This is a genomic window from Mesorhizobium bavaricum (assembly GCF_056781655.1).
Genome location: NZ_CM165566.1, coordinates 5,804,583 through 5,817,313 on the forward strand (window position 1 = coordinate 5,804,583; position 12,731 = coordinate 5,817,313).

Annotated in this window: 15 protein-coding genes; 5 read left to right on the plus strand and 10 right to left on the minus strand. The window is 63.1% G+C overall.

Translation table 11 applies throughout. From position 1 onward, the window contains the following. Positions 1-56: 56 nt before the first annotated feature. Positions 57-1,217 (minus strand): YbfB/YjiJ family MFS transporter, encoded by a 1,161-nt coding sequence (locus tag AC1RZR_RS28450; protein ID WP_481826685.1) that lies wholly within the window; start codon positions 1,215-1,217, stop codon positions 57-59. Between the two features lie 259 nt (positions 1,218-1,476). After that, entirely contained in the window at positions 1,477-1,701 is a 225-nt protein-coding gene (locus tag AC1RZR_RS28455; protein WP_379105623.1) for a hypothetical protein, read from the minus strand. A gap of 94 nt (positions 1,702-1,795) precedes the next feature. Here AC1RZR_RS28455 and AC1RZR_RS28460 point away from each other — a divergent pair, with 94 nt between their 5' ends. From AC1RZR_RS28460 to AC1RZR_RS28470, 3 genes are read left to right on the plus strand one after another with little or no spacing between them, the layout of a single operon-like run. Further along, positions 1,796-2,794 (plus strand): LysR substrate-binding domain-containing protein, encoded by a 999-nt coding sequence (locus AC1RZR_RS28460; RefSeq protein ID WP_481826686.1) that lies wholly within the window; start codon positions 1,796-1,798, stop codon positions 2,792-2,794. Next, positions 2,791-4,047 carry an aminopeptidase gene (locus AC1RZR_RS28465; protein ID WP_481826687.1) on the plus strand — a complete coding sequence of 419 codons (1,257 nt, stop codon included), beginning with the start codon at positions 2,791-2,793 and terminating at the stop codon, positions 4,045-4,047. The genes AC1RZR_RS28460 and AC1RZR_RS28465 overlap by 4 nt, the downstream gene beginning before the upstream one ends. A 20-nt stretch (positions 4,048-4,067) precedes the next feature. Beyond that, positions 4,068-4,433 carry a DUF488 domain-containing protein gene (locus AC1RZR_RS28470; RefSeq protein WP_477273896.1) on the plus strand — a complete coding sequence of 122 codons (366 nt, stop codon included), beginning with the start codon at positions 4,068-4,070 and terminating at the stop codon, positions 4,431-4,433. A gap of 48 nt (positions 4,434-4,481) precedes the next feature. Here AC1RZR_RS28470 and AC1RZR_RS28475 read toward each other — a convergent pair whose 3' ends face one another. Then, positions 4,482-4,835, minus strand: a complete 354-nt coding sequence (locus AC1RZR_RS28475) for an ArsC family reductase (RefSeq protein ID WP_477273894.1) — start codon at positions 4,833-4,835, stop codon at positions 4,482-4,484. Between the two features lie 159 nt (positions 4,836-4,994). On the opposite strand from AC1RZR_RS28475, the gene AC1RZR_RS28480 reads away from it, so the two are divergent. Both AC1RZR_RS28480 and AC1RZR_RS28485 read left to right on the plus strand, forming a co-directional pair. Then, a complete protein-coding gene (locus AC1RZR_RS28480) occupies positions 4,995-5,351 on the plus strand; it encodes an ArsR/SmtB family transcription factor (RefSeq protein ID WP_481826688.1) in 357 nt (118 codons plus the stop codon). Beyond that, positions 5,348-5,827, plus strand: coding sequence for an SRPBCC family protein (locus AC1RZR_RS28485; protein ID WP_481826689.1), 480 nt, complete (start codon positions 5,348-5,350; stop codon positions 5,825-5,827). The genes AC1RZR_RS28480 and AC1RZR_RS28485 overlap by 4 nt, the downstream gene beginning before the upstream one ends. Before the next feature lie 99 nt (positions 5,828-5,926). Here AC1RZR_RS28485 and AC1RZR_RS28490 read toward each other — a convergent pair whose 3' ends face one another. From AC1RZR_RS28490 to AC1RZR_RS28520, 7 genes are all read right to left on the minus strand, one after another. After that, positions 5,927-6,280, minus strand: coding sequence for a nuclear transport factor 2 family protein (locus AC1RZR_RS28490; RefSeq protein ID WP_111546893.1), 354 nt, complete (start codon positions 6,278-6,280; stop codon positions 5,927-5,929). A 216-nt stretch (positions 6,281-6,496) separates the two neighbouring features. Beyond that, positions 6,497-7,582, minus strand: a complete 1,086-nt coding sequence (locus AC1RZR_RS28495) for an ABC transporter ATP-binding protein (RefSeq protein WP_481826690.1) — start codon at positions 7,580-7,582, stop codon at positions 6,497-6,499. Further along, the gene (locus AC1RZR_RS28500; RefSeq protein ID WP_481826691.1) at positions 7,572-8,180 is read right to left on the minus strand and encodes a cupin domain-containing protein; all 609 of its coding nucleotides are present in this window, start codon (positions 8,178-8,180) and stop codon (positions 7,572-7,574) included. Before AC1RZR_RS28500 ends, AC1RZR_RS28495 begins: the two co-directional genes overlap by 11 nt. A 265-nt stretch (positions 8,181-8,445) precedes the next feature. After that, positions 8,446-9,510, minus strand: coding sequence for an ABC transporter substrate-binding protein (locus AC1RZR_RS28505; RefSeq protein WP_481826692.1), 1,065 nt, complete (start codon positions 9,508-9,510; stop codon positions 8,446-8,448). Then, a complete protein-coding gene (locus AC1RZR_RS28510) occupies positions 9,495-10,364 on the minus strand; it encodes an ABC transporter permease (protein WP_481826693.1) in 870 nt (289 codons plus the stop codon). Before AC1RZR_RS28510 ends, AC1RZR_RS28505 begins: the two co-directional genes overlap by 16 nt. Next, positions 10,361-11,245 (minus strand): ABC transporter permease, encoded by an 885-nt coding sequence (locus AC1RZR_RS28515; protein WP_481826694.1) that lies wholly within the window; start codon positions 11,243-11,245, stop codon positions 10,361-10,363. The genes AC1RZR_RS28510 and AC1RZR_RS28515 overlap by 4 nt, the downstream gene beginning before the upstream one ends. Positions 11,246-11,348: 103 nt before the next feature. After that, positions 11,349-12,632: an NAD(P)/FAD-dependent oxidoreductase gene (locus tag AC1RZR_RS28520; protein ID WP_481826695.1), complete on the minus strand. Its 1,284-nt coding sequence runs from the start codon at positions 12,630-12,632 to the stop codon at positions 11,349-11,351. Between the last annotated feature and the right edge of the window lie 99 nt (positions 12,633-12,731).

A 12,731-nucleotide genomic window follows, 5' to 3' on the forward strand; every position in this document is an offset into this window, starting at 1 on the left:
CACATTAGCTGGAAAGCAAATGCCTGCCCGATGTCCGGCATCGAGCAAACCCACAATCATGGCGATTTTGGCGCAGCCGACCATGTGACGGCGCCGGAAACGACCAGCATGGCAGCGGCGGTGATCGAGGCGAGGAAGAAATCACCTGACGCCTGTGCCAGCAGCCCGGCGGCGATCGGGCCGATGATCTGGCCAAGGCCGAAAGAGGCCGTCATCAAGGCAAAGATACGCCGAGGCGCCCTTGGCGCCTGTTGCCGCGCGGCCTGCAGGCCAAGCGCGGTTATGGCAATGAAGGTGCCGCCGAGCAGCAGGCCGCCAAGAACCGGCCCGGTACGTCCGCCGACGGCCACACTGGCGGTGACGCCGACAACTTCGACGAAACATCCCAGCGCATAGGTGGCATGGAGCCCGATCCGTGCCGCGATCTTCTGCCACAGCCAGGTCGAGGGAAAGCCGGCAAGGCCGGCGACCATCCACACCATGGCCTCGAAGACGCGGCTGCCGCCGCCTTGCCGGACGATGGCGACCAGGAATGTCGCCGTCACCACATAGCCGAAGCCGAAGAGGCCATAGGCGATGATGATCTTCACGAGCGACCGGTCTTTCGGCAGGGCCGGCTCAGGGCCGGCTTGGCCATTGGCGAGCGGCCCCTCGTCCACCAGCAGCGCCACGACGACGAAACCGCAAGCCGAAATTGCTGCCGACCACAGCCAGCCCGCCGCCCAGCCGGCATGCTCGGTGACCAGCACCGCCATCATCGCCGCGGAGATCGCGATGCCGAGGCCAACACCGCCAAAATGCCACGCCTGCAGGTCTCTGCGGCCGGCGGCGTTTATATGACTGAAAACGATGCTGGCCATGAACACCATGACGAAGGCGCTGGCCAGCCCGGCCAGAAAGCGGATGACGAGAAACGAGATCATGGTATCGGACAGTCCCATCAGGGCTGCCAGAACCGTGCTGGCGCCGAGACCGGCCAGCATCAACAGGCGCTCACGTCCATGCGCCCAGCCTCCGGCGGCGGCAAGCGCGCCGACGAGGTAGCCAAGATAGTTGGCGGAGGCGATCCATCCGGCATTGGCCGGCGACAGATGGAGTTCCTCCATCATGCCGGGCAGGATCGGGGTGTAGACGAAGCGGCCGATGCCCATGGCGACGGCCATGGCGATCATGCCGGCGAAGGCGAAACGCAGCGCTGTCGAGGTGGCGGATGTCATCGCCGCGCACAATAAATGCAGGGATCGCTGGAACAATCCGCGATCTGTTGTGCCAGCGCGGTTGCAGCACGCGGCGCTCGCTACGACTTTTCCTTAAGCCTCACGCGTGACTCCGCTCGGAGACCGCTTCGAAATTCGCTCCGGCGAGTCATATGGTGGTGGTTTCGAAGCCGTAGCGCAGCGAACTTTGGTCCGTGAGCAACGGAAGCGCAGAAAACGCCATCCGATGGCCGCTAGAGTAGAATTTTCAAACAGGCTCTCAGCAGCGTCCACCAAAACCGGCACGCAATGAGGCGGTCTCGTACACCGTCCGCTGCGCCGTCAACCTGAACGGCACATCACCCAATTCGCGCTCCGACATGGTGTTGAGCACGGGATGCGAAAGTGGATCGGTCAGCCATCTCTGCGTCTCGCTCTCCCGGCCTGGCTCATGCGGAGCATCCGTTGCGAACAGAACTTTCAGCGATGACAACATGCTCAGCATTTTCGGCTCCGCGGGTCTGTCTCCCCCGATAAAGTCTGCCGTTTCGATGTGTCTTTCAATTGAGATTTCGGCCGGATCGGTTTAGAAAATCTGTATGGCTATGCTCAATCGAGTCCATCTCAACGGCCTTCGCGCCGTGGAAACCGTCGCCCGTCTCGGCTCCCTTGCGGCGGCGGCAGCAGAACTCAACGTTTCCGTCAGTGCCGTCAGCCAGCAGATCAGCCGCTCCGAAAAGCAGCTCGGCCAGGCGCTGTTCGAGCGGACGGCGAGCGGACTCGTGCTGACCGAATTCGGCGCCGTCTTCGCGGCCCGCCTCGGTGCGGGGTTTCGCGAGCTTGCCCAGGCCGTGGCGCTGGCCGACGAGGCGACGCAGTGCACATTGGTGGTTTCGGTGGCGCCGGCCTTTGCCTCGAAGTGGCTGCTGCCGCGATTGTCGCGTCACTTCACCCGGCATCCCAACGTGCTGCTGCGCATCGACGCGTCGGTGAGGCTGGCCGATCTCGATCACTCCGACATCGACATCGCCATCCGGCTCGGCGACGGCAGATGGCCGGGCGGGCGCGCGGAATTGCTTTTGGCGCAGGAAATCTTCCCGGTCTGCGCCCCGGTGATCGCCAGAAAACTGAAATCGATCGAGGATCTCGCCCAGACCTGCGCCATCACCGACGAAAGGGCAATGATCAACTGGGAGAGCTGGTTCGAAGCAGCCGGCGTTCCGCCCGTCACCTTCCTGAAGGGCGCGCGCTTCACCGATCCGATGCTGTGCCTGGAATCGGCGATTGCCGGTCACGGCGTGATGCTCGGCTGGCAATTGCTGACGGCTGATGCTCTCGCCGACGGTCGGCTGGTGGCGCCGTTCGGAATCCGCGCCCAGAGCGGTCTCGGCTATTGGCTGGTGACCTCCTCCGCCAAGGCCGAAAGCCGCAAGGTCCGGGATTTCAAGGTCTGGATCAAGGAAGAGATCGAGGCGACGATGGCACAGTTCGGGTCGGCGAATGCAGCCACCGCACCCGCCGGCGGGATCGCGGTGGAAAGCACCGTGGCGCCGGTCTATGTAGAGTCAGACATCAAACTACGGCAGGCAGGATCATGACCACACATTCGCGCGGCGTTTCCGCATCGATCGACCCGGTGAAGCTCGACAGGCTGGCGGAAGTCGCCATCAAGGTTGGGTTGCAGCTGCAGCCCGGACAGGACCTAGTGCTGACGTCATCGATTGCGGCGCTGCCGCTGACCAGGCGGATCGTCGAGCATGCCTACAAGGCCGGCGCCGGGCTGGTGACGCCGATCTTCAACGACGACGAGATGACGCTGGCGCGCTATCGCTTCGGTGCCGATGCCAGCTTCGACCGGGCCGCCGGCTGGCTTTATGAAGGCATGGCGAAGGCCTTCGCCAACAATGCGGCCAGGCTTGCCGTGCGCGGCGAGGATCCGTCGCTGTTGTCGGCGCAGGATCCGGCGAAGGTGGCGCGCGCCAACAAGGCGAATTCGATGGCCTACCAGCCGGCGCTGGAAAAGATCACCGGCTTCGACATCAACTGGAACATCGTCGCCTATCCGGACCTCGCCTGGGCCAGGCAGGTCTTCCCCGGCGATACCGACGATGTTGCGGTGGCGAAGCTCGCCGACGCCATCTTCGCGGCCTCACGGGTGGATGTCGAAGACCCGATCGACAACTGGAAGGCGCATAATTCAGCGCTTCGCGGCCGCACCGAATGGCTCAATGGCCATAATTTCCATGCGCTGCATTTCACCGGGCCGGGCACCGACCTGACCGTCGGGCTGGCGGACGGCCACGAATGGATGGGCGGCGCCTCGACCGCCAAGAACGGCATCACCTGCAACCCGAACATCCCGACCGAGGAGGTCTTCACCACGCCGCATGCAAGACGCGTCGAAGGCCATGTCTCCTCGACCAAGCCGCTGTCCTACCAGGGCACCCTGATCGACGAGATCTCGGTGCGTTTCGAGGAGGGCAGGATCGTCGAGGCAAAGGCGTCGAAGGGCGAGGACGTGCTGAAAAAGGTGCTCGACACCGACGAAGGCGCGCGCCGTCTCGGCGAGGTGGCGCTGGTGCCGCATTCCTCGCCGATCTCGGCGAGCGGCCTGTTGTTCTTCAACACTTTGTTCGACGAGAACGCCGCCTGCCACATCGCGCTCGGCCAGTGCTATTCGAAGTGCTTCGTCAACGGCGCCTCGCTCAGCCAGGACGAGATCGCCCAACGTGGTGGCAACAAGAGTTTCATCCACATCGACTGGATGATCGGCTCCGACAAGATAGACATAGACGGCGTCCACAAGGACGGCGCCCGCGTGCCGGTGATGCGCAAGGGCGAGTGGGCCTGACAGGGACTTACGAGGGTCCGGTGGCGTTCGACCTCGTGGTCAAACGGATTTACGAGCCGCCGGCGACCGACGATGGGCAACGGGTTCTGGTCGACCGGATCTGGCCACGCGGCGTCAGCAAAGAGGACGCGGCGCTGGCGCTGTGGCTGAAGGATATCGCACCGAGCGATGCCCTGCGTGGATGGTTCGGCCATGAGCCGGAGCGCTGGATGGAATTCCAGAAGCGATATCGCGCCGAGTTGGACAGGAATGGCGAAGTGGTCGGGCAGTTGCGGGCCATGCTCGGCAAGGGTCGGGTGACTCTGCTCTACGGCGCCCGGGACGAAGCCCACAACAATGCGGTGGCGCTGGCGGGCTATCTGCAGGGGACGGGTTCAGGCGATTGAATTCCGCGAGTCGGCGGGACAGGGAACGCGGCGGAGGCGAGCTCGGCTCTACTTCCCGCCCACCGCCTGCTGATAAACATCCGGCTTGAAGCCGACCAGAATCCTCTCGCCCAGTTCCAGCACTGGCCGCTTGATCATTGTCGGCTTGGCCAGCATCAGCGCCTTGGCCTTCTTCTCGTCGAGGCCCTGCTTGTCCTTGTCCGCCAGTTCGCGAAAGGTCGTGCTTGCCTTGTTGAGCAGGATTTCCCAGCCAACCTTGCCGACCCAGCCATCCAGCCGCTTCGCCTCCAGCCCTTCCGCCCTGTAGTCGTGAAAGCGGTAGGGCACCTCATGACCTTCCAGCCAGACGCGCGCCTTCTTGATCGTGTCGCAGGTGGTGATGCCGTACATGGTGATCGTCAAACCGGGTCCCTCGAAACTTCGAATCTGACTGCAGAGTAAGGACGCTCGCTTCGCTTTGCCAGCGGGCTCTCGGGCGCCCCGTGATTTTGTGCTTGCAAACACTAAGGAATTTTCCTAAGTATTTTTCGAGCCATTTTGACGGCAGCCCAGGACCGACCAATGACCAACCTCCAGACCGCCAATCCGAGCCCGCCACCGATCGACGGCATCTTTCGCGCCCTGTCCGACCCGACGCGGCGACGCGTGGTGGAGCGGCTGAACCGCAGCCCCGCCTCGGTCAGCGACCTCGCAGAGCCTTTCGACATGGCACTGCCTTCCTTCATCGAGCATCTCAGGGTTCTTGAAGGCTGCGGGCTGGTGCATTCGCAAAAGACCGGCCGGGTCAGGACCTATCAACTGGTGCCTGAGCCGCTGAAGCTGGCCGAAAACTGGCTCGCCGAACAGCGCACGCTGTGGGAGCGGCGCCTAGACCAGTTCGACGCCTATGTGATGACCCTCAAGGAGAAAGAAAAATGAGCTATCCCTTCAAGCCGGATCCCAGACTGGATCTCGTGCTGGAGCGCGTCGTCGATGCGCCACGCGAGTTGCTGTGGCGGGCCTGGACGACGCCGGAGCACGTCAAGCAGTGGTTCACGCCAAAGCCATGGAGCGTCACCGACTGCGAGATCGACCTCAGGCCGGGCGGGCTGTTTCGGACGCGCATGCAGTCGCCCGACGGCAAGGAGGTCAACGACCGCCATTGCTGCTATCTCGAAATCGTGCCGAACGAGCGGCTGGTGTGGACGGACGCGCTGCTGCCGGGCTATCGGCCGTCGGGGCAGCCGTTCATCACCGCGGTCATTTCCTTGCAGCCGGACGGCAAGGGCACGCGCTACACCGCCACCGCCATCCACTGCGACGAGGCCACCCGCAAGAACCATGAAGAGATGGGGTTCTTCGACGGCTGGGGCACGGTGGCCGATCAGCTTGCAGAATACGTGAAGACGATTTGAGCCTCTCGGATGGCGGCCAGCATTGTCCCGGCCGCCATGCTTATTTTTCAACACTGCAGCGAAGAGAGCAGGTTCCCGGAAGCCGGGGTATTTCCGGCCTCAATAGTAGAAGCGCTCTTCGGTGATCTTGCCGTTCTTGACCGTATACAAGCCGACCTCATCCATGGTGACACGCTCGCCCGTAGCCTTGGGGGTTATGTCAAACTTGAAGCGCACCGCGAACTGGTCGCCGTTGACATAGGGGCCTTCGACCGAACCGCCATGGACTTCGTGGTTCTCTTGCCACCACTGGCCCTTCTGCTTGAGGGCCGCCTTGCCATGGCTGACGGCCATCGGCCCCTCCATGGCTTCGTAGCTGGCGATATCGTCGGCATTGTATTTCTCAGCAGCACCCTGGTGGTCGCCCTGCTGTAGGAGTTCGGTGAAATCCTTGGCAATTTCCGCGATGGTCATATGTGATCCTCCTGTTCAGACGTAGTGCAAGTAGGGGACAGCTCGACGGCCTGCCATCGTCAATCCGCTTGTAGCTGACAAGCCATGTCAGGATGATGATTTCGCGCGGATATGCGACGACGATTTGAGGTTCTACATCGCGGCCACGGCATCGTCCTGGCCGTTCAAACAACGAGGGCACCGATGCCACCGGTGCCAGCCATTTGCCGTGTGAAACTAGCTTGGCAGCATAGGGCAGTTGGCGCCACGGCGCAGGCTGATATGCGCCACATCGCCGACGCTGAATTGAAAACCCTCGGCCTGGCGTGGCGCGTCGATGACAACAGGTGCGCCCTGCCCGAGTTCGGCATGCAGGCGCAAGGTGCGGCCATGAAAGACGATGCTGTTGACGCGGGCCGGCGCTGTGCCGGTCGCCGCTTCGGTGGCCGCCAGCAAATCCTCGGGCCGCACGCCGACGATGCGCATGGCGCCCTCGGCGGGAGCCTCGCCGGATTCGGAGGTCGCTTCCAGCGGCAAGGTACCGGCGGCGAACCGCAAGCGATCGCCATCGCGTCCGATAAAACGCGACTGCAACAGGTTCATGGTGCCGATGAAACTGGCGACGAATGTGGTGGCGGGCCGGTCGTAAAGTGTCGCCGGCGGCGCGATCTGCTCGATGCGGCCCTTGTTCATGACGACGATGCGATCGGAGATCGACAGCGCTTCGGTCTGGTCGTGGGTGACCATGACGAAGGTGGTGCCGAGCCGGGACTGCAGCCGCTTCAATTCAACCTGCATCTGTTCGCGCAGATGCGCGTCGAGCGCCGACAGCGGCTCGTCGAGCAACAGCACGCGCGGTTCGCAGACGATGGCACGGGCGAGCGCGACGCGCTGGCGCTGGCCACCCGAAAGTTCGGAGACGCGGGCGCCAAGCTTGTCGGCCAGACCGACCATGTCGAGGGCTTCGCCGACGCGTTTTGCCTGCTCGGCGCCGGATAGTTTTCGCAAGGACAGGCCGAAGCCGACATTCTCGGCAACGTTCATATGCGGAAACAGCGCGTAGTCCTGGAACACGGTGTTGACCGGCCGGTCGTAGGGCCTGAGCGCTGTGATGTCGCGGCCGTCGAGCAGCACCTTGCCGCTCGATGGACTTTCGAAGCCGGCGATGACGCGCAGGCTGGTGGTCTTGCCGCAGCCGGACGGACCAAGAAGGGTGAGAAACTCGCCGCGGACGATGTCGAGATCGACGGCGTCGAGTCCGACGATGCCGCCGGGAAACAGCTTCGAGACCGCCTGCAGCCGGACGAGAGGATCAGGCGCCATCGCGAACCTCGGAGGGCTTCGTGGTGTTGACCCAGAGGATCTGGCAGCGCTCGGCACCCGGATTGCGGAAGGCATGCAAAAGCGTGCTCTTGAAGGCAAAACTGTCGCCGGTCTTCAGCCCGTATTTTGTCGAATCCACAACCAGCTCGACCTCACCCGAAAGGACGTAGCCGAATTCATGGCCGGCATGGGCATAGGCCTCTGCGGTGCCGCCGCCGGCGTCCACCGTCACCAGCATGCCGGTCAGTGTCGCGCCCGGCGGCGACAGCAGCGCCTTGGCGATGCCTTCGGACTTCACGGGAATCGCGCGGCGGCTGTTGGCACGCACGCAATAGAGGTCGTTGACGGCATCGTTGCCGTCGGCGATCAGCGCCGACGGTTCGATGTCGAGGGCGGCGGCGAGCGGCCAGATCACCTTGACGCGCAGCGAGGACATGCCGCGCTCGATCTGGCTGAGCGCCCCGATCGACACGCCTGCCCTGGCGGCGAGATCGGCCAGCGACAGGTTGCGTTCCAGCCGCAGCGCCCGCACGCGCCGGCCGACCCGCACATCGGCATCGTCCTTCGGCTTTCCAGCCGCTTCGTCCAGCATATCCATTCGTTCGTCCTCGTTTTTTCCCTTCTCCCCTTGTGGGGTGAGAAGCGGTTCGCGCAGCGAACGAAAAGCCAATTGCTTGGCTTTTCGAGCTTCGAACGCCCTGAGCCTGCGAAGGGCCGGGCGTGGTAGCCGATCCACCCTGCCGGGTCCCCCGCTGCTTCGTAGCGTCCCGGCGTTCGCCGGCCCTTCATCGTGCCACTGGCACGATGAATTCGCTTACGCGAACCGGCTGCTCACCCCTCAAGGGGAGAAGGAAGAACCAGGCTCAGCCGCCTGCCTTGACCTTTTCGAACATCTTGGCGAGGTCGTCATTCTGTTTCATCGGCCCGGTGAAGATGGTGGTCTTCAGCATCACCTCCGGGTCGGACGGCAGCTGCAGCTTTTCCAGCTCCTCCTTCGGCACGGTGGCAAAGGCAGAGCTCAGCGAGCTGCCATAGCCATAGGACTGGATCAGGTATTTGCCCGAGTCGGCATCCAGCCGGCTGTTGATGAAATCATAGGCGAGATCGACATTCTTGGCGTCCTTCAGCATGACGAAGCCGCAGGCCCAGGTCAGCATGCCCTCCTTCGGCTTCATGAATTCGACCGGCACCCCTTGCTTCTTCAGCGAGGTGGCGGACGCGTTCCAGGTCATGGCGGCGACCAGCTGGCCGCTGGCCAGCGCCTGTTCGACCGAGGTCATGTCGGTGGTGTAGTTGGAGAGCAGCGGGCGCTGCTCGCGCAGTTTATCGGCCACCTTGTCCATTTGCTCGGGCGTCATGTCGAACGGATTGACGCCGGCCAGAAGCGCCGCAACGATCGGCGTGTCGTGCACGGCGTCGATGGTCGCCATGCGCCCGGCATATTGCTTGTCCCACAGAAGGTTCCAGCTTGCCTCCGGGTTCTTCACCAGATCGGTGCGGTAGAGGATCGAGGTGTTGCCCCAGTCCCACGGCACCATCCAGACCTTGCCGTCGCCGGCCTGCAGGTCAGGCAGGTTCTTGAACACCGGGAAGATCGAATCCCAGTTCTTGATGCGCTTGGTGTCGATCGGCTGCAGCAGGCCTTCCTTGTTCCAGCGCGCCACCTTGTCATAGCAGGGATGCGCGATGTCAGGGCGGAAGCCGGCCTTGACCTTGGTGAAAGCGTCATCGTCGTCACCGAAGATCGAGGCCTCGACACCATCGGGGTGTGCGGCAAGGAAGCCCTTGTTGAAGTCGGGCAATTCATAGCCCGACCAGGTGAAATATTGCAGCTTGTCGCCGGCAAAAGCGACGGTCGACGACAGCGCCAATGCCAGGGCCGCCAGGCCGGTTCGGGCCATCTTTCCGGATATCAGGTCGAATGCCATTGCAGTTCTCCTCTCTTGGTTTGTTTTGGTTGTGGTGGATCGACGGGTCTTGGCGCCGTTGCGGACAGGCCGCGATGGCGCAGGATTTCGGCGATTGCGGCGATGACGAAGGAGACCGCCAGGATCGACGTGCCCAGCGCCATGACCGCCGGCAGCGATTTCGGGAACCGAAGCTGGCTCCAGATGTAGAGCGGCAGCGTCGGCTCGGTGCCGGCAAGGAAGAAGACGACGATGAACTCGTCGAAGGAGATCAGGAAGGCCAGCATGAAGGCCGAGGCGATGGCCGGCAGGCTGAGCGGCAGCATCACCCGCCGGAAGGTCGTCCAGTCGGAAGCGCCGAGGTCGAGTGCCGCCTCGCGAATGGTTTTCGGGATGGCGGCGAAGCGGCTGCGCATGATCACCACCGTCGTCGGCAGCGCCACCAATATGTGGCCGAGAACGATGGCAATGCGCGATGGACCGAGACCTATGAGGTTGATGAGGATCAGCAGCGAAATGCCGACGATGACACCCGGGATCAGGATCGGCAGCCGCGCGATGGCGCTGATGGTGGCAGCCAACGGCGAGCGGCCATAGAGATCCATGTAGGACACGGTGATGCCGCACAGCGTTGCGCCAGTGGCGGCAATGGCGGCGATGACGAGGCTGTTCAAAAGTGCACCGGACAGCGCCGAATTGCCGTACAGCGTCGCGTACCATTGCAAGGTAAAGCCTTGCAGCGGAAACGCTGCCTGGATCGAGTTGTTGAAGGAAAACAGCGGGATCAGCAGCACCGGCAAATAGAGAAAGACCAGATAAGCGACGACGTAAACGCCAAGCCAGCGGCCGCCACCTTGTGTGCGCGCGATGCTCATGTGCGGCTGCCAAATCTGCGGTCGGTGAAGCGTGCGACCAGCACCACGGCAAGAATGACCAGCATGACGGCGACAGACAGTGCTGCGCCAAACGGCCAGTCATTGGCCTTGCCGAACTCAGCCTGGATCAGCGACCCGATCATGGTGCTGGCCGGGCCGCCGACGAGCGCGGGCGTGACATAGTCGCCGACCGTCGGCACGAAGACGACAAGTGCGGCCGCCAGCACGCCCGGCATCGAATTGGGCAGCACGACCCGGCGGAAAGAGGTGAAGGGTCTGGCGCCAAGATCGGAAGCCGCCTCGATCAGCGACTTCGGGATGGTGTCCAATGCCACATAGATCGGCAGGATGGCGAAGGGCGCGTAAGCATGGGCGAGCGTGACGACGACGGCAGCCGGCGTGTTGAGAAAGGCCAAAGTCGGCTCGGACCAGATGCCGCTTTCGATCAGCGCCGAGTTCAGCACCCCATTGTAGGCAAGCACGATCTTCCAGGCGAAGACGCGCAGGAGATAGCTGGTCCAGAACGGCAGCGTCACCAGGAACAGCAGCAGGCCGCGCCGCCGACCGGCATGGAAGGCGAGGTAGTAGGCGACGGGATAGGCGGTGACGACCGTGGCCAACGTGACCAGCGCGGCAATGATCAGCGAGCGCAGCGTCACCGTCCAGTACAGTGGATCCGAAACCACGGTGACAAAATTCGCCACGGTAAAGCCGGCGCCGAGCAGCGAACCGTCATTGCCGCGGAAGGCGAGGAAAAGCACCAGGCCGAGGGCAAACAGGATCAGCAGGAAGGTGACCAGCGCGCCCGGCAGCAACATGGCGACGCGGAAGCTCGATGAAGACCGGGCCGCGGGCGCTTGTGCTGCAACAATGGTCGACATCGACCTGCCTGTCGAAATTTGAAATTACCTAAGATTTTTTCATATTCATGAAACTGTCAAGCGGAATCCCCAAAAGACGATCCCATTGGCATGAATTGCTGCGTCAACGTTCCAGTGCGTCGAGCAGACGATACCAGGCAATGGTCGCGGCGACGCCGACCTGCCGGAAGGCGTGGAATGGGATCGGCCGGATCGGCGAGACCGGGAATGGCAACTGCCTGGCGTCACCGCTGGAAAGATAGGTTGCGATGCGCTCGCCAAGCGCCGTCATCAGGCCAACGCCACGCCCCTGGCAACCGACCACGGCCAAAAGGCCTTGCTCCGGTTCGTGGATGTGCGGCAGGTGGTCCGGCGTCATCGCCACCCGGCCGAACCAGCGCTTTTCGATCGCGACACCGGATAGTGCCGGATACAGCCGCAGCAATGCGCGCTCGAGATGCGCCCAGTCACCGGGGCTGGTCGGCAAGGCCATGCGACCACGTCCGCCGAGCACCAGCCGGCCGTCGGCGCTCTTGCGGTAATAGACGAGGATGCGCCTGGAATCCGACACCGCCTGCCCTTCCGGCAGGATCGTGGCCGCCAGGTTGGGCGGCAGCGGTGCCGTGGCGATCTGGAAGGAATGCAGCGGCACGATCGTCTCGGCGAGGCCAGGGATCAAACCGTCCGTATAGGCGTTGGTCGCCAGCACGACCGCCTTCGCCTGCAATTCAAGGCCGTTTTCGGTCGAAATACGCCAAACGCCGGCGGCATTGGCGAGCCGCACGACCTTTTGGCGCTCCGCTATCCCTGCACCAGCCACCGCCGCGATCCGTGCCAGTTCCGACGTATAGGCGAGCGGATCGATCACACCGGCGCGGCGATCGAGCCAGCCGCCAAGATACCCTTGAGCGCCGGTCATCGCGGCAATCTCGGCCTGGCTCAAAAGCTTGACGTCGGCGCCGCGTGCCCGCCATTGCCGGTCACGATTTGCCGCTGCCTTCAGCGCAACCTCGGTATGAGCCGCCTGGATCCAGCCATTGCGGACGAACGGCACCCCCAGTTTTTCATCGCGGATCAGTTCGAAAACCGCATCTGCGGTCGAAGCGGCAAAGTTGACCAGTGCCTCGCCGCGCTCTGGGTCAAAATGCTCGAGCAGCCATTCAGGATCGTATTTCAGGCCGGGAATGACCTGGCCGCCATTGAGCCCCGACGCGCCCTGGCCGATTTCGCCGGCCTCCAGCACCTGTACGGACAAGCCAAGCCGGGACGCATGCAAGGCCGTCGACAGCCCCATGATGCCGCCACCGACAATGACGACATCGACACGATCGCCGCTGGGAAAAAGCGACTGAGCCGTGGACGCCGCTTGCGGCTTGCGCCAGATCGGATCGGAGAACGGTGTGGGCAAGGCTTCACCTAGGATTCATTGGCAAAATGAAAATCCTAGATATGATTTCACTATTTTGAAAGTGGGTTAATCCGGCAGTTCACAGATCGAGCCGTGGGT